Source organism: Nocardia mikamii NBRC 108933 (genome assembly GCF_001613505.1).
Lineage (GTDB): Bacteria > Actinomycetota > Actinomycetes > Mycobacteriales > Mycobacteriaceae > Nocardia > Nocardia mikamii.
Map to the genome: position 1 here is coordinate 38,292 of NZ_BDCM01000012.1, position 19,368 is coordinate 57,659.

Consider the following 19,368-nt stretch of genomic DNA (forward strand, 5'->3'; position numbering starts at 1 on the left):
CTCACCTCGTTCACCAGAAATCCAGCCTTCACGTTCTATTCGTCTCCCGTCGCCGCGCCGGTCTGTCCCGTCGCGGATATGGCCGTCCAGGCCGGATACACCGTCTTGTCGTCGCCGCGGAACCCGGTATCGACCTCGGTTCCCGTCGGCAACTTCCAGCGAATAACCAGCACACCATTGTCGGTCATCACCTTGCCTGCGTGGCCGCGTTCGGTGCGGACCGCGGTGATGGACTCCTGCGGAATCCAGATCACCTCAGCGCCGTCGCGTTCCAGCAGGATCCCGCGTTCGAAGCGAGTCAACTCCGCCGTGGCGCGGAAGCCCAGATCTCCGACCACGATGCGGTTCTGCCAGCTCGGAGCCAACGTGGTGCCGGTGTACAGCCCGGTCGTCGGCTCGAGCACCTGCGCGCCCAGATCCGCCGGCACCGTCGGCAGCTCCCCGACCGAGGAGGCCTGCTTCCGGGCCCGCACGAGCCAGGAGCGATACATCAACCACAGGAACAAGGCGAACAGGGCGGCCAGCCCTATCACCCACAGTGTTCGCTCCATTATCGCCCCACTCTCCCCGCCAGGGCGGTCGTGGCCACTCCGTCGCGGGCGGTGATCCGCCCGCGCAGCATCGTGGCGGCGACCTTGGCGGGCAGGGTCATCGCCTCGTACGGCGTGTTGTCGGAAATGCTCGCCAGCTCCCGCGCGCGCACGGTCCACGACGCATCCGGGTCGATCAGGGTCAGGTTGGCCGGTTCGCCGACCGCGATCGGGCGGCCCTGATCGTCGAGTCCCGCGATGCGGGCCGGGTTCTCGCTCATCACCTTCGCCACCCCGCGCCAGTCGAGCAGGCCGGGAGCGACCAGGGTCTCCACGATGATCGACAGCGCGGTCTCCAGTCCCAGCATGCCGGGACGGGCGGCGGCGAACTCGCAGCACTTCTCTTGTTCGGCGTGCGGGGCGTGGTCGGTGGCCACACAGTCGATCACTCCGTCGGCCAGGGCCTTGCGCAGGGCCTGAGCGTCGGAGGCCTCGCGCAGCGGCGGATTGACCTTGTTCACCGCGTCGTAGGTCTCGAGCCGCGAATCGTCGAGCAGCAGATGATGCGGGGTAACCTCTGCCGTGATCGAAATCCCTTGCGCCTTGGCCCATTTCACCAGTTCGACGGTGCCCGCGGTGGAGGCGTGGCAGATGTGCACCCGGGCTCCGGCGTCGCGGGCCAGCAGCGCGTCGCGGGCCACGATCGACTCCTCGGCCGCGCGCGGCCAGCCGGCCAGGCCCAGCCGGGCGGCGTTCGGGCCCTCGTGCGCGACGGCGCCCTGAGTGAGCCGCGGCTCCTCGGCATGCTGGGCGATCAGCACGCCGAGAGATTTCGCGTACTCGAGCGCGCGGCGCATGATCAGCGGGTCGTAGACGCAGTGCCCGTCGTCGGAGAAGACCCGCACCCGGCCCTCACCGGCGGCCATGGTGCCCATCTCGGCCAGTTGCTTGCCGGCCAGGCCGACGGTCACCGCGCCGACTGGATGCACATCGACCAGCCCGACCTCCTGCCCGCGCCGCCACACGTGATCGGTGACGACCGAGGTGTCGGCCACGGGATAGGTGTTGGCCATCGCGAACACGGCGGTGTAGCCACCCAATGCCGCTGCGGCCGAACCGCTTTCGATGGTTTCGGTGTCCTCGCGGCCGGGTTCGCGCAGGTGGGTGTGCAGGTCGACGAAGCCGGGGAGCAGGATCCGGCCGTCCGCCTCCAGCACCTCGGCATCGGCGGCGACCTCGACGCCGTCGACGGTCGCACCGGATCGCTCACCGAGCGCGACGATCACACCGTCGCGCACCAGCACGTCGACCGGCTCGCCCTCGCCGTAGGGCCGCACGCCCCGGATAACCAGATCGCTCACGCGCCCTCACCTTCCACGTCGAAGCTCATGCTCATGCTCACGCGGTACCGATGCACACGAGCGGGGGCCTGCGGGATTACGCGGGCTGCCGCCTCCGGCCCTGTTCCACTCATGCGACGGCCTCCCCCGCGCCGACCAGCAGGCGGAACAGCACCGCCATGCGCATGTGCACACCGTTGGTGACCTGTTGCAGCACTGCGGCTTTGGGCGAATCCGCGACCGCCGAGGCGATTTCCATACCGCGCAGCATCGGGCCCGGGTGCAGGACGACCGCGTCGTTGTCGAGCAGGGCCATGCGCCGCTCGTTCAGTCCGTAGGCGATGGAGTATTCGCGGGCCGACGGGAAGAAGCCGCCGTTCATCCGCTCGGCCTGCACCCGCAGCATCATCACCGCGTCCGCGCCGGGCAGCGCCGCGTCGAGCGAATGCGAGACCTGCACCGGCCACTGCTCGACCCCGACCGGCAGCAGGGTGCGCGGCGCGACGAGCACCACCTCGGCGCCGAGGGTGTCGAGCAGGAAGGCGTTGGACCGCGCGACCCGGCTGTGCAGGATATCGCCGACGATCACGATGCGCTTGCCCGCCAGCTCGCCCAGTCGCTGCCGCAGCGTCAGCGCGTCCAGCAGGGCCTGGGTGGGATGTTCGTGCGTGCCGTCGCCGGCGTTGACGATCGCGGGACCGCTTCCGGTGTAGCCGCCCGAACCGGCGTCCAATTCGCCGAACCAGCGGGCGATCTGATGGGCCGCCCCGGAGGCCGGATGCCGCACGATCAGCGCGTCGGCCCCCGCCGCGTGCAGGGTCAGCGCGGTGTCACGCAGCGACTCGCCCTTCGACACCGAGGAGCTCGAGGCGCTGACGTTGATGACGTCGGCGCTCATCCATTTGCCCGCGACCTCGAACGACACCCGGGTGCGGGTGGAGTTCTCGAAGAACACGGTCATCACGGTGCGCCCGCGCAGGGTGGGCAGTTTGCGGACCTCACGGCCGAGCAGCGCCTGTTCGAAGCGCTGGGCGTCGTCGAGGAGTTCGGTGGCGGTGGTGCGGTCGAGATCGGTGACCGAGAGCAGATGCCTCACCGCTCATCCCCCTGATGCAGATAGACGCCGTCGTGACCGTCGTGTTCGCTGAGCAGGACGGACACGTCCTCACTGCGCGAGGTGGGCACGTTCTTGCCGACGTAGTCGGCGCGGATCGGCAGTTCCCGGTGGCCGCGGTCGACCAGCACCGCCAGCTGCACCGCACGCGGGCGGCCCAGATCGCGCAGACCGTCCAGTGCCGAGCGCACGCTGCGGCCGGAGAACAGCACGTCGTCGACGAGAACGACCAGCGCGTCGTCGATACCGCCCTCGGGGACCGAGGTCCGTTCCAGCGGGCGATGCGGGCGGTTGCGCAGGTCGTCGCGATACAGCGTGATGTCGAGCGAACCGAGGGCGGGACGCACGCCGGAGAATTCCTCGATGCGATCGGTCAGCCGCGCGGCCAGGGTGGTGCCGCGGGTGGGGATGCCGATCAGCACCACCCGGGGCGCCTCGGGATCCGACGAATCCAGCGCGGTCTTCTCGATGATCTGATGCGCCATGCGCGCGATGGTCCGGCCGACATCGGAGGCGGACAACAATTCACGCCCGGCGCGGACCCACTCGGGGTCGTGCCGCTGCGAGTATTCGGCAGCGCTCGACCTGGCAGCCCGTTCTTCGGGCGCGACGCGGCCGCCGCGCTCTTCGGGCACGGCCATGCCGACCTCCTTCCCCGCCTCACCGGACGGTCCGTTAAAGGATGTCTTTTCGATGCCTGAGCCTAGCAGCGCCGCCCCGGCCTCCCGTCGGCGGGGGTCCCGCTGTGAGCCCCGCCACCTGCGGCTATGCGAACACATCACGCACGCGCCACAACCGTTGGCCGGGACTGTTTCATACAGCGTAAACCGGATGTGGGATGCTCGGAGGGTGAGCAACGAAGCCGACTTCACCGAGCCCCGCCGGATCACCTTCCGCGGCCACGGCGGCATCGCCCTGGCCGGGGAGAGCTGGGGGCCGGCCGACGGCCCGCTGGCGGTCTTCCTGCACGGCGGCGGCCAGACCCGGCACTCGTGGAAGGAATCGGGCGCCGCGCTGGCGAAGGTGGGAATGCACGCCGTCCTGCTGGACGCCCGCGGTCACGGCGAGAGCGACTGGGCGCCGGACGGCGACTACTCGCGCACGGCGATGACCGCCGACCTCCTGGACATCCTCGCCGAACTCGACCGGCCCGCCATTGTGGTCGGTGCGAGCATGGGCGGATTGACCGCACTGCTGGCAACCGCCCGCCCCGGCCGGGAGCGCATCGCCGGACTCGTTCTGGTCGACGTCGTGCCGCGCCCGGAACACAAGGGCGTGGAACGGGTCATGAACTTCCTCGGCGGCCACCCCGAGGGCTTCGCGTCCCTGGAGGAAGCCGCCGACGCGGTGGCCGAATATCTGCCCCACCGTCGCCGGCCGCGCAACCCCGAGGGCCTGCGGCGCAATCTGCGGCTGCGCGAGGACGGGCGCTGGTATTGGCACTGGGATCCGGCGATGATGTCGAGCCGGCCGGAAGACATCGAACTGCAGACCAGCGACCTCGAGGATGCCGCCCGCGCGCTCGAGATCCCGGTGCTGCTGGTGCGCGGGCGCCTGTCGGACGTGGTCAGCGAACAGGGCGTCGCCGACTTCCGCGCGCTGGTGCCGCAGATGGAATACGTCGAGATCACCGGTGCCGCGCATACCGCCGCCAGCGACGTCAACGACGAATTCTCCGACGCGGTGGTCGATTTCGTGCGCGCGCACCTGAGCTGATCCGGGCCGCCCGGATCGGCGCCGGATACCGGCACACCCCGATGCTTGAACATATGTTCGATAGAACGTAGATTCGAACGCATGTCGACACCGCTGCAGAGATCGCTGTTCGACGGCTTCGGCGATATCGAACTGGGGCCTTTGGACGGCGTGCGCCGCACCCCGCTGACCGAGGGCGCGTGGATCGACCTGCTGCCGGGATGGTTGCACGGAGCCGACGAACTGTTCGAGCGGCTGGCCACTCGCGTGCCGTGGCGAGCCGACCGCCGCCCGATGTACGACCGCGTGGTGGACGTGCCGCGTCTGCTACGGCACTACGGCGAGAACGAGCCCTGGCCGGATCCGATCCTGCAGGACGCCCGCGCCGCCCTCAGCGGCCATTACGGCCCGGAACTCGGCGAACCGTTCCACACGGCCGGTCTGTGCTACTACCGCGACGGCCAGGACAGCGTCGCCTGGCACGGCGATACCGGTGGCCGCGGTTCCACCCACGACACCATGGTCGCGATCCTGTCGATCGGTGCCCCGCGGGCCCTGCTGCTGCGTCCGCGCGGCGGCGGCGCGAGCATCCGCTATCACGTCGGGCACGGCGATCTTCTCGTAATGGGCGGCTCCTGCCAGCGCACCTGGGAACATGCGGTGCCGAAGACACGGCGGCCGGTGGGTCCGCGGATCAGCATCCAATTCCGTCCGCGCGGGGTTCGCTGACAACCCGGCGACGGCGGATTGTCACCGTGGCCCGCTAGATTGGGCGGATGGAGTCCATCGGGGCGGGAATTCTGGCGGCCATGCCGTTGCACACACTCAGCGATGTGCACGGCGAGGAAGGGCTGCGGCAGCGGCTGCTGCTCGAGTCGCAGCGCAAACTGGCCGATCCCGAACGGGTCGACGCGGCACTGGAATTCGTGGCCCACCTGCACCGCGACGACAACTACGGCCGCGAGCCGTATCTGAATCATCTACTGCGGGTGGCGATCCGCATCGTGAGCCACTACGAGGTGCACGACACCGATCTGGTGCTCGCCGGACTCCTGCACGATGCGGTGGAGGATCACGCCGCCGACCTGGTCGCCCTCCGCGGTGAGCACGATCCGGACGAGGACTCCGCAGCGGCGGCACTCGCGGTGCTGACCCGGCGGTTCGGCGAACGCGTATCGAATCTCGTTGCGGCGGTGACCAATCCGGCTCACGATTCGGACGAGGACCGGCATATCCGATATCGCGACCACGTCGCCGCGAGCCTGGACCGCGATCCGTGGGCCCGGGTGGTGAAGATCTCCGACTTCACCGACAACGGCGTCGGCATCCTCTACGCCGACGAACAGGCCGTCATGTCGAAACTCGCCACCAAATACCGGCCGCTCACCGCGGTCTACCGCGAACTGATCACCCGCGCGGACACGCCGCTGGCCCCGCATGTCAAGCAGCACATTCTCGAACAGCTCGACACCGCCGACGCCCGCTTCGACGTGATCCTCGCCGCCGGGGACGATTGAGCGGTCAGGAGCGGTCGCGGCGCAGGATGAAGAAGTAAGGGTCGCTCAGCCCGCGCATATCCATCACGCCGAGCAGGGTGTCCTCGTCGACGCGACGGAAGATGTCGACGATGGGCAGGTGGTCGTAGATCATGGCCGCGCTGACCTTGCCGCGGAATTCGATCTCGCGCAGGCGCGCACGACCGGCGCGGGTCCGCAGCAGCGGGCGCAACGCCGGGAGCATTCGCCGCGCCGCCCGGAATCCCGCCGCCGGGAGGGTTCCGGCCAGGCCCAGCGGCACCCGGCGGGGATCGACCGGAAAGACCCGGCCGTCCGGCCCGGCGAACAGCAGCGGCTGCACCTCGTCCGGAGAGTCGAACTGCTTTCCATACCAGCCGGATTCGACGAGCACACCGGCCCACGGATGTCCGGTGTCCAGTTCGTCGCCGGTCCAGCGGCCGGTGGTGATCTCGGCGACCGCGACCTCCGGCAGGCTGTCGTACAGCTGCCACGCCTGCTCCGGGGTCGCGCGACCCGCGCGAAGTTCCGCCAGACGGGCCGTACCGGCACCAGCCATCCCTACCTCCTGGACCTTTCGCGGAGCGTTCCGCCCGGGGAAGGATGACATACATCGGCCGGGACACCTCAACACGTTCGGCCACGAAGACGTAGTTTCGGCCACTGTTTCCCCGGGCGTGACGCAGACCACGCGCCGGAGGCCTGGACCTCGAGTGCGGTTGAGGAACCAGACTCGTGGGCAGATCGGTTCCGGCCGATCGTCCGGACCATCAGGCTCCGGACGCGCCCCTGCCGCCCACGTACACCCCGGCAGGGGCGCACTGCTGTCGGCGCCCGTCGGTAGGCTTTCGCCCATGCAGCCGAGCCTCGCGCCCGATGTGGCCGCCTCCAACGACCTCACCGGAAAGTGGTGCGCCGCAGCGGGTTCCGAGGATTTCGTCCTGTCCGGCTGCGGGATCTGGCCGCTGCTCGCACTCCTGGCCGCGACGGCCGGTGAGCCGGCCCGCGGCGAGCTCACCGCGGCGGCCGGCATTCCCGCGGCATCCGCCCACGACGCCGCGATCACCCTGCTGCGGCGGATCGAGGCCGCCGAATCGGTGCGCGCGGCACTCGGAGTGTGGGTGCGCGACGATATCGCGCTGCGCGAGGAGTGGATCGCCACCCTGCCGCCGGGGACGATCGCCGCGCTGCGCGGTCCGGACGGGCTCGACGGCTGGGCGCGTCGCCATACCGACGGCCTGATCGACCGTTTCCCGGCCCGGATCGGCTCGGCGACCGCCTGCGCGCTGGCCACCGCCGTCGTCGCCCGCACCGCGTGGCAGCAGAGCTTCCACGCCGATGTGCTGGAACCGTCGAGCGGTCCGTGGCGGGGCCACCGCGGGCCCGCTCTCGCGCGGTACAGCACCGACCTCGGCGATGCCGCCGTGCTGCTGGCCGGCACGCCCGTCTCGCGCGTGGTGGTGCGCGGCACATCCGATCTGGATGTGCATCTGCTGCTGGGCGAGGACGGTGTCACCGCCCCGGCGGTGCTGGCGGCCGGGCTCGGGGCTCTCGACGGTTCGGTGGAGACGCGCCGGCCCGGACTCGGCACCGCAGCTCCGGGACTCGAGGCCCGGCAGGTGACCGCCGTATCGGACACTCTGCGAATCCAGGTGCCGCCCTTCGCCGTTCGATCCACCCACGACCTGCTGCGCGCGCCGGAGCTGTTCGGCCTGACCGCGGCGAGCACCGCCGCGGACAACCCGTTCCCCGGCCTCTCGCCGGTCGCGCTGCGGGTGACGGCGGCCGCCCAGGACGTCTGCGCCCGGTTCACCGCCGACGGTTTCGCGGCCGCGGCCGTCACCGCGATCCTCATGGAACCGACCGGGATGCCACCAGCGCCGGCCGCCGCGCTGATGATCGCGGTGAACTTCGACCGTCCCTTCGGCTTCCTCGGCGTCCACCGCCCCACCGGACTGGCGATCGTGGCCGGGTGGATCGCCACTCCGGCGTCGTGAACCGGCCCTCCACACGCGGGCGGACCGGCACGCGCCGACGTGCGCCGTGGTGCGATGATGGCCGGATGTCCGAACCGGGGGCGCCCGAGCGCAGCGCGCGGGACCCGGAGCCGGAGGAAGCCTCCGCACCGCGTTTCCTGGACTGGATCCGCATCGCCGTCCTCGCGGCCGGTGTCCTGTGCGTGCTGACCGGATGGCTGCCACGTGCCGACGCCGAGGCGAACATGCGCCGGATCGGACCGCTGCTGCTGTTCCTCGGCAGCGTGATCGTGCTGGCCCATCTGGCCCGGCGCGCACAGGTTTTCGACGTGATCGCCCATCGGATCGCGATCGCCGGGCGGGGGCGCTATCCGGCGCTGTTCGTGCTCTGCGTCGGCTTCGCGGCCGTGACGACGATGGTGCTCAACCTCGACACCACCGCGGTCCTGCTGACACCGGTCATGCTGGCCCTGGCCCGGCCCGCGCGGATTCCTCCGTTGCCGCTGGCGATGACCACGTTGTGGCTGGCGAATACCGCGAGCCTGCTGCTGCCGGTGTCCAACCTCACCAATCTGCTCGCCGCCGACCGGATCGGACTCGATGCCACCGGATTCGCGGCCAGAATGTGGCTGCCCCAGCTGATCTCGCTCGCCGCGACCATGGCGGCCCTGTGGATCTGGTACTGGCGGCGCGGCCGCCGCGGCACCGATCGCTACGTGGCACCGCCCCCGATCCGGCTGGGAAGTGCACGGGAACGGGCGCTGTTCGCGACGGCCGGCGGTGCCTGCGCGCTGTTCGTCCTGGCGATTCCGTTCGTCGGCGACCACATCGGCTACGCGGCGCTCGCCGCGGCCGTCCTCGCCATCGCCGGATTCGCCGTGTTCGACCGCGATGCGCTGCGGCCGTCGCTGATCCCGTGGCAGCTGCTGATCTTCGTGATCGGGTTGTTCCTGGTCATCCCGACTCTGGGCCGCTACGGACTCTCGGATCTGATGGCCGCGCTGATCGGCACGGATTCCGGTGCGGCCGGGGCCTACCGCGCGGCCGGGGCGGGCCTCGGGCTGTCGAATATCGTCAACAATCTGCCCGCCTACACCGCGGGTGAGGCGGTGATACCGCCCGAGCACCGAAACCAGCTGCTGTCCTTGCTGATCGGGACGAATGTCGGCGCGATCGCCACCCCGTGGGCCTCACTGGCGACGCTGCTGTGCCTGGAGTTCTGCCGCTCCCACGCGGTCCGGGTGCCGCCGGTGCGGTTCGTCTGCACCGGCCTGGCGCTGGCGGTGGTCGCGACCGCGGGTGCGGTGGGCGGCGTTCTGCTCACGGGCTGACCACGGCGAGCACCACCTGCCGCACGGCCGTTCGTAATCTCGCACTCTCGCCCTCGCGCACCGCGGCGAGGGCGTAATCGCTGCCCAGCATGCCGAACAGCAGGTGACCGACCGCCTCGGCGTCGAGGTCCGGTCGCGCCTCGGTCAGCAGCTTCGTGATGTGTTCCGCCCAGGTGGCATGGAATTCGGAGGTGCGCGGATGCGGGGGCACGCTGCGGTAGGCGGCGACCATCAGTTCGACGTTGTCGGCGACCATCGTGGCCATCGCGTCGAAGAAGGCGAGCAGCCGCTCCCCCGCCGGCGCGCCCGGGCCCAGCGGCGGCGGGCCGTCGGTGATCGCCGCCCGCAGCGTTTCGGCCGGTTCGGCGACCATCGCGTGCAACAGCCCGGCGCGCGAGCCGAAACGATGAAACACTGTGCCTTTGCCGACTCCCGCCGTGGCCGCCACTCGGTCCATGGTCACGGCCTCGGCCCCACCCTCGGCCAGCAGCGCCCGAGTCGCATCGAGGATCGCACGGCGGTTGCGCGCCGCATCGGCTCGTTCTCTGCGCTGCTGCGCCACTGTGCACTCCAGTCCCGTTGACAAACCTGACCGACGGTCCATATTCTTCCCGTCGGAATATCTGGACCGTTAGTCAAGTTATGAGGTCGATATGCAGGCAATCGTAATGGCCGGGGTCGGCGGCCCGGAGGTCCTCGTCCCGCGCGATGTGGACGAACCCACCCCCCAGCCCGGCGAGATGCTGATCCGAGTGGAGGCGGTGCCCGTGCTGTACCCGGAGACGATGTTGCGTTCGGGCATGTACCCGACACCGAAGCCGACGCCCACGGTTTTCGGGACCCAGGCGGTCGGCGTCGTCACCGCCGTCGCCGACGACGTCGACCCGGAATGGAAAGGGCAGCGGGTCCTGGTGGCGCGCAACGACTTCGGCAGCTATGCCGAGTGGATGTGCGCCCCCGCCGAATCCGCGGTCCGCATCCCGGACGGACTGGCCGGCGATGCCGCCGCGGCGGTCGCGATGAGCGGATCGGTGGCCCTCGCCCTGCTGGACGCCGCGGCACTCACCGGTACCGAAACCGTCCTGATCGAGGCCGCGGCCACCGGCATCGGCGGTTACCTCACCCAGTTGGCGGCCCGATCCGGCGCCGCGCACATCATCGCCACCGCCGGCGGAGCGGCCAAAACGGAGCGCGCGCGCGAACTCGGCGCGCACACGGTCGTCGACCACCGCGATCCGGACTGGCCGCGACATCTCGGCGAACGCCTCGAAAACACCACTGTCGACGTGGTTTTCGACTCGATCGGCGGCGAGAGCGCCGCGGCCGTCCTCGATCTCATGACCCCGCTGCGGGGCCGGATGCTCGGCTACGGCTGGCTGTCCGGTGCCCCCGCCCAGGTCACGACCATGGATCTGATCATGCGTGGCCTCACCTTCACCGGCTGCTCCGGGCCGCAGTGGCTGGCCGGGGTGGCGGCGAAGCGGGCGGCGGCATTCGAACTCGCCGCCGCCGGTGACCTCACGGTACTGATCGACAGCGTCCTACCGCTGACGGATGCGGCCGAGGCCCATCGACGGGTCGACGAGCGCGCGACCTTCGGCACGATCGTGCTGCGCCCCGAGACCGCCTGAGCGCAGGACCCGGCTCACTTCGGTTGCGCCAGACAGAATGTCGTCTGCGGATCCGACAGGGTGATCACACTGTCGGACTCCGGGCCGCACAGCGTGTCGTCGGATTGCCCGTCGATGCGCTGGGCGACACGGAAACTCGCATCCGCCGATGTGCAGTCGGCGTACTTGTAGCCACTGAGCGGTGAATCCGCGTAGCACAGGCCCGCTTTGAAATTCGGCGCCAGGCACAGATACGCCAGCGTGCCGCCGTTGAAAGTTTCCTCGTACGAGGTGAAATCGGCGCCGCAATCGACCTTGTCGTTGTGCACCTGCGCGACCTTGTAGACGGCCTTGTCGGAGGTGCAGGCGACCGGTTCGGTATCGGAATCGACGGCCGAGGCATTGATCACGTTGATGCAGTCACCGACCTTCGCGCGGGCGGTATCGGATTTGTTGTGATCCTTGGCGACCTGAACCCCCTTGTCGACACCCTTTTCCACCGCCGAGCAACCGGTCGTGGCAAGGGTTACCGCCGCGACGATCGCCGGGGCGAGACGCAGCGCCGCGCGCGCTGTCGCCGAATTGAACCGCATCCGTTCCACCTTTTCTAGGTCAAGTGACCGGAACAGTATGCGGGCCCGGCGGGGATCCGGGAAATTTAGCGGGTTTGTCCGAATCCAGGAGCGCGGACCACGAGCGCGACTCAGCCCGTGATCTCCCATTCGTGGATCGTCAGCTCGGAGGCACCGGTGGTGTGGATGGGATCGGTGAACACCAATTCCCTTGCGGCCGAGAGGTCTTCGGCCAGCACCAGGTATGCCCCGCCGCTGCCGTCGGTGAAGCGGCCGGTGCAATCCAGCTGACCTCGCGCCCGCACGTCGGCCAGCCATTCGCGGTGCGGTTCGATGACCGCGTCGGACCAGGCCGAAGTGCGCATCGCGAGAACGAGATATTTGATCATCACGCCCCGCCGTCGCGGCGGGTGGCGGCCGCGGCGGCGCGTACCTGGTCGGCCAGCGACACGATGCGGCCGAGCACGCCGTTGACGAACGCGGGCGAATCGTCGGTCGACAATTCCTTCGCCAGCTCGACGGCCTCGTCCACCGCCACCACGGGCGGAACGTCGTTGGCGTGGAACAACTCCCACACGGCCACGCGCAGAATGGCGCGGTCCACCGCGGGCAACCGGCCGAGGGTCCAGTCCTGCAGATAGGACTCGATGGTGCCGTCGACCCGGTCCAGATCGTCGGCGACGCCTTCGACGAGGGTGCGGGTGTAGGGATTCACCGGGGCGACCTGTTCGTCGCGACCGGCCAGGTCCAGACGCTCCACGACCAGATCGGCCGGGTCGACGTCCCGCGCCTCGGCCTCGAAGAGCAGATCCACGGCCCGGCGGCGGGCCTTGTGCCGGGCTCCGAGTTTCTTGTGGGTGGACTTCTTGTCCACGGGCTGATCAGCCACGATCACCATTATCCCGTTCGCAGTGTCGACGGCGGCGCGTGCGATACCGGAAAGCCGGTACGCGCGCGCCGCCCATGGTTCCGGCGCCGGGCCGGTGGATCCGGAGAGTCAGGCGTTGACCCGGCCCAGGTAGCCGCCGTCGCGCGAGTCGATCTTCAGCTTGTCACCGACGTTGATGAACAGCGGTACCTGCACCTCGGCACCGGTCTCCAGGGTCGCGGGCTTGGTGCCGGCGCTGGAGCGGTCGCCCTGCAGGCCGGGCTCGGTGTGGGTGACCTCGAGTTCCACCGTGACCGGGAGCTCGACGTACAGCGGCGCGCCCTCGTGGGTGGCGACCTGCACGGTCATGTTCTCCAGCAGGAAACCGGCGCCCTTGCCGATGGTCCGCTCGTCGATGCCGATCTGGTCGAAGGTCTCGCCGTCCATGAAGATGTAGTCCGACCCGTCGTGGTACAGGTAGGTCATGTCCCGGCGGTCCACGGTGGCGGTCTCCACCTTCACGCCGGCGTTGAACGTCTTGTCGACCACCTTGCCGGACAGCACGTTCTTCAGTTTGGTCCGCACGAAGGCGGGACCTTTACCCGGCTTGACGTGCTGGAACTCGATGATCTGCTGGAGCTGACCGTCGATCTTCAGCACGAGGCCGTTCTTGAAGTCGCTGGTGTCCGCCACTGTCCTCGGATCTCCTTGTTAGTACTGTTCGACGTTCTGTAGGCCGGGCCGTAGGGCCCCGCCCGGTGGGGCAGCCGGGGTCAGTCGACCACGGTGAGGTCTTTGGTGGTGTGGGTGAGCAATTCCGGACCCCCCGCGCGAACCACGAGCGTGTCCTCGATGCGAACTCCGCCGCGGCCGGGGAAATACACACCTGGCTCGACGGTCACCGCCACGCCATCCAGAAGTGTACCGGTCGCGGTTTTGGCGACCGGAGGCGCTTCGTGGATCTGCAGTCCGACGCCGTGCCCGAGGCCGTGCACGAACAGGTCGCCGTGCCCGGCCGACTCGATCACCGAGCGAGCCGCGGCATCGACAGCCGCACACGACACGCCGGGCTTCAGCGCCTCACGGCCGGCCCGTTGTGCCTCGTGGACGAGCTGATAGATCTCGCGCTGCCAATCGGTCGGCTCGCCGAGGACCAGCGTGCGGGTCATATCCGAGTGGTAGCCGCCGACCACCGCGCCGAAATCGAGCTTCACGAAATCGCCGGCGGCCAGGATCGCTCCGGTCGGACGATGATGCGGCACTGCGGAATTGGCGCCGGCGGCCACGATGGTCTCGAAGGCGATCGCGTCGGCGCCGTGCTCGAACATCAGCCATTCCAGCTCGCGGGCGACCTGGCGCTCGGTGCGGCCCGGGCGCAGCCCTCCTCGCTCGAGGAGGGTGGCCAGCGCGGCGTCGGCGGCCGCGCACGCCGTCCGTAGCTGCTCGACCTCGTAGTCGTCCTTGACCGTGCGCAGTTGCTCGACCAGACCGGGCGCGGGAACGAATTGGAGCCCGCTGCCCTGCTCGACGAAGCCGCGGTGCTGGTCGACGGTCACGACGTGGCTTTCGAAACCGACCCGGCCGATCTGCCATTCCCCGGCCAGTTCGACCAATCGCCGCGCACTGGCGCGAGCGATCTCGGCGCGCACGTCGGGCACCTGTTCGCCGACCTGGGTGAGGTAGCGGCCGTCGGTGCAGATGACGGTCCGTTCCCCATCCTCGCCCACCTGGCTGCCGTCCCAGGAGTGCACCAGCAGGGCGGCGTTGGAGCCGGTGAAGCCGGTCAGGTACCGGATATTCACCAGATCGGTCACCAGCAGGGCATCGACCCCGTTCTCCACCAACAGGTCTCGCAACCCGGCCCGACGCGCAGCGTGGTCGGGACGCCGGGCACCGTCATCAGCAGACATGGCTGCCACGCTACCGCTGCCGTGTTGCGAGGCCGTCACGCCGTCTCCCGCGCCCCACGGCCGCGACCGGCGGCGAGCGGGTGTTACCCATCGTGTGTTCACAACTGTTGCGGTTGTCCACATTTCAGGTTCGCGGGCAGGGGTGGCCGCTCGCCGGCGAGAGACGATGGCTGCCATGACCACCGCCGCCTACCTCGCCCTGATCGTCTGGTGTGTTGCGCTCAGCGTGATCGATATCCGGACCGGGCGCCTGCCCGACGTGCTCACCCTGCCGGGTGCGGCGGTCGTGCCGGTGCTCGCGGCCTCGACCGGGCGTGCCACCGCCGCGATCGCCGGCGCGCTGCTGCTCGCCGTGCCGTATCTGCTGACGCATCTGATCGATCCGGCGGCGTGCGGAGCCGGAGATGTGAAATTGGCACTCGGCACCGGTGCGGCCGCGGCGTGCGGCGGGCCGTCCTGCTGGGTGTGGGCCGCGATCGGAGCGCCGCTGCTGACCGCCTCGGCCGGGGTCGGCGCGCTGATCGCGGCAGGTGTGGCCGCTCGCGCCGCCGGTGCCGGCGGCGGGCTGTTCACGCTCGGCCGGGACGGCACCGCGATCGGGCCCGCGCCTCCCGGCGACCGCCCCGCTGAGGCCGGAGATCCGGACGGTCGTCGCGGTGTGTTGGGCGCCTCGATCACCGTGCCACACGGGCCCGCGATGTGCCTGGCTACCGTTGCGGCACTGTGGCCCACGGTGTAGCCGCGCGGACACCGATGTCCGGGGAACCGTTGTGACGTGGAAAGATGGAGGTCGTGTTGCGCTGGATTACTGCTGGTGAGTCTCATGGTCCCGCTCTTGTCGCCATCGTCGAGGGGATGGTGGCCGGTGTCGAGGTGACCTCGGCCGATATCGCCGCGCAACTGGCGCGGCGGCGACTGGGCTACGGGCGCGGCGCGCGGATGAAGTTCGAGGCCGACAAGGTCACCGTGATCGGCGGTATCCGCCACGGCCGCACCATGGGCGGCCCGGTCGCGATCGAGATCGCCAATTCCGAATGGCCCAAATGGACCGAGGTCATGGCCGCCGACCCCGTCGACGAGGCCGAACTGGCCGAACTGGCCCGCAACGCTCCGCTGACGCGCCCCCGCCCCGGCCACGCCGACTACTCGGGGATGCTCAAGTACGGCTTCGACGACGCCCGCAACGTGCTCGAACGCGCCAGCGCCCGCGAAACGGCCGCCCGGGTCGCCGCCGGCACAGTGGCCCGGCAGTTCCTGCGCCAGGCCCTCGGTGTCGACGTCGTCTCCCATGTGGTCTCGATCGGCACCGCGGCGGCGCGCCCGGGTTTCGTGCCCACCGCCGCCGACCTCGAGGCCGTGGACGCCAGCCCGGTCCGCGCATTCGATCCCGAGGCCGAAACCGCGATGATCGCCGAGATCGAGGCCGCCAAGAAGGACGGTGACACCCTCGGCGGCGTCGTCGAGGTCGTGGTCACCGGACTGCCGGTCGGGTTGGGGTCGTTCGTCAGCGGCGAACAGCGCTTGGATTCGCGGCTGGCCGCGGCCCTGATGGGCATTCAGGCCATCAAGGGAGTCGAGGTCGGCGACGGATTCGAGACCGCACGTCGCCGCGGCAGCGCCGCCCACGACGAAATGCGTCCCGGCCCCGACGGGGTGCTGCGCTCCACCAACCGCGCCGGTGGCCTCGAGGGCGGTATGACCAACGGCGAAGCCCTGCGCGTGCGCGCGGCGATGAAGCCCATCTCCACCGTTCCCCGCGCGCTGTCCACCGTGGACATGGCCACCGGCGACGAGGCCGTGGCCATCCATCAGCGCTCCGACGTCTGTGCCGTGCCCGCCGCCGGTGTCGTCGCCGAGGCGATGGTCGCGCTCGTGGTCGCGCAGGCCGTCCTGGAGAAGTTCGGCGGCGATTCCCTCGCCGAGACCGTCGACAACCTCACGACGTACCAGAAGCGTGTCCAGACCCGCCCGCACATCCCGGGCGTCGTGGCGTCGGAGGCATGAATGGCTGATCCCGCGCGCGGCACCGCCCGGGTCCGGCGCCCGGGACAGCCGTCGTGATCGTTCGCAGCGACCCCAGCCGGCCCAGCGTGGTCCTCATCGGCCCGCCCGGTGCCGGTAAGTCCACGATCGGGCGCAAACTCGCCCGCGAACTCGGCGTCTCGCTCTACGACACCGACGCCGGGATCGAACAGGACACCGGTCGCAGCATCCCCGACATCTTCGCCACCGACGGCGAACCGGAATTCCGGCGCATCGAGGAACGCGTCGTACGCCGCGCGATCCTCGCCGAACACGGCGTCGTCTCCCTCGGCGGCGGCGCGATCCTGTCCGCGGCGACGCGAGAGTTGTTGCGCGGGCGCACGGTGGTGTATCTGGAGATCAGTGTGTCCGAGGGACTGCGCCGGACCGGGGCGTCGACGAATCGGCCACTGCTCAACGGCGACGATCCGAGCGCGAAGTATCGCGAACTGATGCGCGTGCGCCGCCCGCTCTATCGCGAGGTGGCCTCCATCCGGATCCGCACCGACGGTCGCAGCCCCGGCCGCGTCGTCCGTGCCATTCTGGCCAAACTCGGCATCGAACCGGCCGAAACCCCCGCACCGCAGCAGGATTCGGCGAGTGCCGAACCCACCGGCACTCGCCGCTCCCGTTCCCGGGGGCGCCGTCGCCGCACGCGCGCCGCGGCCGACGCCACCCAGCTCCCCGCCGCATCCGGCGAAACCGAAGCCGCACAGACGGATTCGCCCGAGACGGACCGCACCCAGCCGCGGCGCCGGGCCCGGCGTTCCCGCCGCGGCGGCCGCCGGCACTCCCGCAACCGGACCGGCACCCCGCCCGAGGCGGCGCCCCTCGAACCGGCCTCGGACCGGCCCACGGTCACCGCCGAACCGACGTCGGGCAGCGTGGCCGCGAAACCCCCTGCCGCACAGCCGAATGCCCGGCCGGGCCGGGTCCGCCGCACCGCCACCCGTGCCGCCGGCCCTCCCGCGGCGAGCCACAACCCCGGCGCGGCCGCGGCACCGCATCCGGAACCGGCGCGCCCGGTCCGCTCCGGCCCGGAGACACGGCCGGCAGCCGCGGCCGACGAAACACCTTCGCCCACCGCACGTCTCGCGGGTGACACCGCGCAGACCGCGCACGACGCGGCGCCCGGGGCCGGCCGGTCCCGGCGCGCCCGCGCCCGCCGGGCACGCACACGACGAGCACTAGAGGAATCGGAGCAGCACACATGAGCGAGCCCACCCGCATCGAGGTCCGTACCGCCGATCCGTATCCGGTGATCATCGGCCGGGGGCTGCTGGGCGAACTGGTCGAGCAGGTCGCCCGCCGGCCCGGAGTGCGGACGGTGGCGATCTTCCATCAGCCGCCGCTGACCGAGACCGCGGAGGTGGTGCGGCAGGCGCTCGCCGAGCAGGCCGTCGGCCCGCACGGTGACACCCTCGACGCGCATCGCATCGAGATTCCGGATGCCGAGGCCGGTAAAGATCTCCCGGTCGCAGGCTTCTGCTGGGAGGTGCTCGGCCGCATCGGCCTGACCCGGCAGGACGTCGTGATCAGCCTCGGCGGAGGTGCGGCCACCGATCTGGCCGGGTTCGTCGCCGCCACCTGGATGCGTGGTGTGAAGGTCGTCCACGTACCGACCACACTGCTCGCGATGGTCGACGCGGCGGTCGGTGGCAAGACCGGAATCAACACCGAGGCCGGGAAGAACCTGGTCGGCTGCTTCCACGAGCCGTCGGCCGTGCTGGTGGATCTGGTGACCCTCGAAACGGTGCCGCCCAACGAGATCGTCGCGGGAATGGCCGAGATCATCAAGGCCGGATTCATCGCCGACCCGGTCATCCTCGATCTGATCGAACGCGAACCCGCCGCCGCCCTGGACCCGAAGGGCGACGTGCTGCCGGAGCTGGTTCGCCGCGCGATCCAGGTGAAGGCCGATGTGGTGGCCGCCGACCTCAAGGAGGCGAGCCTGCGCGAGATTCTCAACTACGGCCACACCCTCGGCCACGCGATCGAACGCCGGGAACGCTACCGGTGGCGCCACGGCGCTGCGGTGTCGGTCGGTCTGGTCTTCGCGGCCGAACTGGGGCGGCTCGCCGGGCGCCTCGACGACGCCACCGCCGATCGCCATCGCGCGATCCTGGAGAGCATCGGGCTGCCGACCACCTACGATGCCGACGCATTGCCGCAGCTGCTGGAAAGCATGCAGACCGACAAGAAGACCCGCTCGGGCATTCTTCGATTCGTCGTCCTCGACGGTCTGGCCAAGCCCGGCCGCCTGGAGGGTCCCGACCCGTCGCTGCTGGCCGCGGCCTACGCGACCATCGCCCGCGAGGACAGCCCCGCCGGCGGAATTCTGCTCTAGGACACGAAAATCCGGGCCGCGGAGACGATCCCGCGGCCCGGATGAGCCGATCAGCCGGCGATCAGGCCGGGGAGGCCGCCGCCGGAGGCACCGAGGATTCGCTCTTGCGCCGATCCCGGCCCACCAGGAAGCGGCCGATCGCCACGCCGACCATCGCCGGAATGAAGATCATCAGCACGATGAACGAGGCACCGGCGGTCAGCTCGAACAGCAGACCGTTGTCGCCGAGATCGAACTTCGGCACGAAATCCAGCAGCCACGCCACCAGCCCGCTGCCCACACCACCGACCACACCGGCCTTCAGCCAGCGCATGGTGAGGTCGGCGCCGCCGCGCTCCGGATCGGGATTGGCCCGCCGATCACTGCGACCGTCGATCAGTCCCCAGGCCACGCCCGCGACGACCAGCACGATCAAGCACAGGATGCGCATCCACGAGCCGTTGGTCGGCGAGTAGATCATGCCGAAACCCAGCAGGGTTCGCAGTACGACGGTCAGCGCACCGAGGACTATGGCGCGCAACACCCACGAATTCATGTCG

General features: G+C 70.1%; 21 protein-coding genes and 1 pseudogene. 10 read left to right on the forward strand and 12 right to left on the reverse strand.

The genetic code is table 11. The annotated features are described in order from the left end of the window. Positions 1 to 35 precede the first annotated feature (35 nt). The 4 genes from NMI01S_RS15015 to pyrR form a co-directional block, all read right to left on the reverse strand. On the reverse strand, positions 36 to 551 hold the full coding sequence (locus NMI01S_RS15015) for a PH-like domain-containing protein (protein ID WP_062997707.1): 516 nt from the start codon (positions 549 to 551) through the stop codon (positions 36 to 38). Further along, a complete protein-coding gene (locus NMI01S_RS15020) occupies positions 551 to 1,891 on the reverse strand; it encodes a dihydroorotase (protein ID WP_062997709.1) in 1,341 nt (446 codons plus the stop codon). The genes NMI01S_RS15015 and NMI01S_RS15020 overlap by 1 nt, the downstream gene beginning before the upstream one ends. 109 nt (positions 1,892 to 2,000) lie before the next feature. Next, positions 2,001 to 2,966: an aspartate carbamoyltransferase catalytic subunit gene (locus NMI01S_RS15025; RefSeq protein ID WP_062997711.1), complete on the reverse strand. Its 966-nt coding sequence runs from the start codon at positions 2,964 to 2,966 to the stop codon at positions 2,001 to 2,003. Beyond that, a complete protein-coding gene (gene pyrR / locus NMI01S_RS15030) occupies positions 2,963 to 3,625 on the reverse strand; it encodes a bifunctional pyr operon transcriptional regulator/uracil phosphoribosyltransferase PyrR (RefSeq protein WP_082856957.1) in 663 nt (220 codons plus the stop codon). The genes NMI01S_RS15025 and pyrR overlap by 4 nt, the downstream gene beginning before the upstream one ends. 208 nt (positions 3,626 to 3,833) lie before the next feature. Here pyrR and NMI01S_RS15035 point away from each other — a divergent pair, with 208 nt between their 5' ends. From NMI01S_RS15035 to NMI01S_RS15045, 3 genes are all read left to right on the forward strand, one after another. Beyond that, positions 3,834 to 4,700: an alpha/beta fold hydrolase gene (locus tag NMI01S_RS15035; RefSeq protein ID WP_036502653.1), complete on the forward strand. Its 867-nt coding sequence runs from the start codon at positions 3,834 to 3,836 to the stop codon at positions 4,698 to 4,700. Between the two features lie 81 nt (positions 4,701 to 4,781). Further along, positions 4,782 to 5,408 (forward strand): alpha-ketoglutarate-dependent dioxygenase AlkB, encoded by a 627-nt coding sequence (locus NMI01S_RS15040; RefSeq protein ID WP_062997713.1) that lies wholly within the window; start codon positions 4,782 to 4,784, stop codon positions 5,406 to 5,408. A gap of 47 nt (positions 5,409 to 5,455) precedes the next feature. Next, positions 5,456 to 6,196 carry an HD domain-containing protein gene (locus NMI01S_RS15045; protein WP_062997715.1) on the forward strand — a complete coding sequence of 247 codons (741 nt, stop codon included), beginning with the start codon at positions 5,456 to 5,458 and terminating at the stop codon, positions 6,194 to 6,196. A 4-nt stretch (positions 6,197 to 6,200) separates the two neighbouring features. Here the strand turns inward: NMI01S_RS15045 and NMI01S_RS15050 are convergent, their stop codons facing one another. After that, entirely contained in the window at positions 6,201 to 6,752 is a 552-nt protein-coding gene (locus NMI01S_RS15050) for a DUF4334 domain-containing protein (protein WP_062997717.1), read from the reverse strand. Positions 6,753 to 7,047: 295 nt separating this feature from the next. Between NMI01S_RS15050 and NMI01S_RS15055 the strand changes: the two genes are divergently transcribed. Together NMI01S_RS15055 and NMI01S_RS15060 are read left to right on the forward strand one after the other, a co-directional pair. Next, positions 7,048 to 8,190, forward strand: coding sequence for a serpin family protein (locus NMI01S_RS15055; RefSeq protein ID WP_062997719.1), 1,143 nt, complete (start codon positions 7,048 to 7,050; stop codon positions 8,188 to 8,190). A gap of 65 nt (positions 8,191 to 8,255) precedes the next feature. Further along, positions 8,256 to 9,500 carry an ArsB/NhaD family transporter gene (locus tag NMI01S_RS15060; RefSeq protein WP_084512985.1) on the forward strand — a complete coding sequence of 415 codons (1,245 nt, stop codon included), beginning with the start codon at positions 8,256 to 8,258 and terminating at the stop codon, positions 9,498 to 9,500. Here the strand turns inward: NMI01S_RS15060 and NMI01S_RS15065 are convergent. After that, the gene (locus tag NMI01S_RS15065) at positions 9,490 to 10,062 is read right to left on the reverse strand and encodes a TetR/AcrR family transcriptional regulator (protein ID WP_245716873.1); all 573 of its coding nucleotides are present in this window, start codon (positions 10,060 to 10,062) and stop codon (positions 9,490 to 9,492) included. The two genes, NMI01S_RS15060 and NMI01S_RS15065, sit on opposite strands and share 11 nt — an antisense overlap. 91 nt (positions 10,063 to 10,153) lie before the next feature. On the opposite strand from NMI01S_RS15065, the gene NMI01S_RS15070 reads away from it, so the two are divergent. After that, positions 10,154 to 11,131, forward strand: coding sequence for a quinone oxidoreductase family protein (locus NMI01S_RS15070; RefSeq protein ID WP_062997724.1), 978 nt, complete (start codon positions 10,154 to 10,156; stop codon positions 11,129 to 11,131). Between the two features lie 14 nt (positions 11,132 to 11,145). Here the strand turns inward: NMI01S_RS15070 and NMI01S_RS15075 are convergent, their stop codons facing one another. From NMI01S_RS15075 to NMI01S_RS15095, 5 genes are all read right to left on the reverse strand, one after another. Continuing rightward, a complete protein-coding gene (locus NMI01S_RS15075) occupies positions 11,146 to 11,703 on the reverse strand; it encodes an LppU/SCO3897 family protein (RefSeq protein WP_063920767.1) in 558 nt (185 codons plus the stop codon). 110 nt (positions 11,704 to 11,813) lie between these two features. Then, positions 11,814 to 12,071, reverse strand: coding sequence for a YciI family protein (locus tag NMI01S_RS15080; RefSeq protein ID WP_036502665.1), 258 nt, complete (start codon positions 12,069 to 12,071; stop codon positions 11,814 to 11,816). Beyond that, positions 12,071 to 12,580, reverse strand: a complete 510-nt coding sequence (nusB, locus tag NMI01S_RS15085; RefSeq protein ID WP_062997731.1) for a transcription antitermination factor NusB — start codon at positions 12,578 to 12,580, stop codon at positions 12,071 to 12,073. The genes NMI01S_RS15080 and nusB overlap by 1 nt, the downstream gene beginning before the upstream one ends. 99 nt (positions 12,581 to 12,679) lie before the next feature. Further along, positions 12,680 to 13,243 (reverse strand): elongation factor P, encoded by a 564-nt coding sequence (gene efp / locus NMI01S_RS15090; RefSeq protein ID WP_036502667.1) that lies wholly within the window; start codon positions 13,241 to 13,243, stop codon positions 12,680 to 12,682. Between the two features lie 80 nt (positions 13,244 to 13,323). Next, on the reverse strand, positions 13,324 to 14,460 hold the full coding sequence (locus NMI01S_RS15095; protein ID WP_062997733.1) for a M24 family metallopeptidase: 1,137 nt from the start codon (positions 14,458 to 14,460) through the stop codon (positions 13,324 to 13,326). A gap of 175 nt (positions 14,461 to 14,635) precedes the next feature. Between NMI01S_RS15095 and NMI01S_RS15100 the strand changes: the two genes are divergently transcribed. From NMI01S_RS15100 to aroB, 4 genes and pseudogenes are all read left to right on the forward strand, one after another. Beyond that, the gene (locus tag NMI01S_RS15100; RefSeq protein WP_062997734.1) at positions 14,636 to 15,199 is read left to right on the forward strand and encodes an A24 family peptidase; all 564 of its coding nucleotides are present in this window, start codon (positions 14,636 to 14,638) and stop codon (positions 15,197 to 15,199) included. Between the two features lie 44 nt (positions 15,200 to 15,243). After that, on the forward strand, positions 15,244 to 16,464 hold the full coding sequence (gene aroC, locus NMI01S_RS15105; RefSeq protein WP_084512986.1) for a chorismate synthase: 1,221 nt from the start codon (positions 15,244 to 15,246) through the stop codon (positions 16,462 to 16,464). Positions 16,465 to 16,520: 56 nt separating this feature from the next. Further along, positions 16,521 to 17,036 (forward strand): annotated as a pseudogene (locus NMI01S_RS35885) (shikimate kinase); the annotation flags it as partial. A 656-nt stretch (positions 17,037 to 17,692) separates the two neighbouring features. Then, a complete protein-coding gene (aroB, locus tag NMI01S_RS15115; protein ID WP_062997738.1) occupies positions 17,693 to 18,829 on the forward strand; it encodes a 3-dehydroquinate synthase in 1,137 nt (378 codons plus the stop codon). 61 nt (positions 18,830 to 18,890) lie between these two features. Here the strand turns inward: aroB and NMI01S_RS15120 are convergent, their stop codons facing one another. Beyond that, positions 18,891 to 19,364, reverse strand: a complete 474-nt coding sequence (locus NMI01S_RS15120; RefSeq protein ID WP_036502750.1) for a B-4DMT family transporter — start codon at positions 19,362 to 19,364, stop codon at positions 18,891 to 18,893. Positions 19,365 to 19,368: the final 4 nt, after the last annotated feature.

Coding starts and splice junctions, on each gene's coding strand:
- NMI01S_RS15080 (WP_036502665.1), bottom strand. CDS start 12,071: ATGATCAAATATCTCGTTCTCGCGATGCGCACTTCGGCCTGGTCCGAC.
- NMI01S_RS15100 (WP_062997734.1), top strand. CDS start 14,636: ATGACCACCGCCGCCTACCTCGCCCTGATCGTCTGGTGTGTTGCGCTC.
- aroB (WP_062997738.1), top strand. CDS start 17,693: ATGAGCGAGCCCACCCGCATCGAGGTCCGTACCGCCGATCCGTATCCG.
- pyrR (WP_082856957.1), bottom strand. CDS start 3,625: ATGGCCGTGCCCGAAGAGCGCGGCGGCCGCGTCGCGCCCGAAGAACGG.
- NMI01S_RS15015 (WP_062997707.1), bottom strand. CDS start 551: ATGGAGCGAACACTGTGGGTGATAGGGCTGGCCGCCCTGTTCGCCTTG.
- NMI01S_RS15120 (WP_036502750.1), bottom strand. CDS start 19,364: ATGAATTCGTGGGTGTTGCGCGCCATAGTCCTCGGTGCGCTGACCGTC.
- NMI01S_RS15060 (WP_084512985.1), top strand. CDS start 8,256: ATGTCCGAACCGGGGGCGCCCGAGCGCAGCGCGCGGGACCCGGAGCCG.
- aroC (WP_084512986.1), top strand. CDS start 15,244: ATGGAGGTCGTGTTGCGCTGGATTACTGCTGGTGAGTCTCATGGTCCC.
- NMI01S_RS15070 (WP_062997724.1), top strand. CDS start 10,154: ATGCAGGCAATCGTAATGGCCGGGGTCGGCGGCCCGGAGGTCCTCGTC.
- nusB (WP_062997731.1), bottom strand. CDS start 12,580: ATGGTGATCGTGGCTGATCAGCCCGTGGACAAGAAGTCCACCCACAAG.
- NMI01S_RS15075 (WP_063920767.1), bottom strand. CDS start 11,703: ATGCGGTTCAATTCGGCGACAGCGCGCGCGGCGCTGCGTCTCGCCCCG.
- NMI01S_RS15055 (WP_062997719.1), top strand. CDS start 7,048: ATGCAGCCGAGCCTCGCGCCCGATGTGGCCGCCTCCAACGACCTCACC.
- NMI01S_RS15040 (WP_062997713.1), top strand. CDS start 4,782: ATGTCGACACCGCTGCAGAGATCGCTGTTCGACGGCTTCGGCGATATC.
- NMI01S_RS15050 (WP_062997717.1), bottom strand. CDS start 6,752: ATGGCTGGTGCCGGTACGGCCCGTCTGGCGGAACTTCGCGCGGGTCGC.
- NMI01S_RS15045 (WP_062997715.1), top strand. CDS start 5,456: ATGGAGTCCATCGGGGCGGGAATTCTGGCGGCCATGCCGTTGCACACA.
- NMI01S_RS15095 (WP_062997733.1), bottom strand. CDS start 14,460: ATGTCTGCTGATGACGGTGCCCGGCGTCCCGACCACGCTGCGCGTCGG.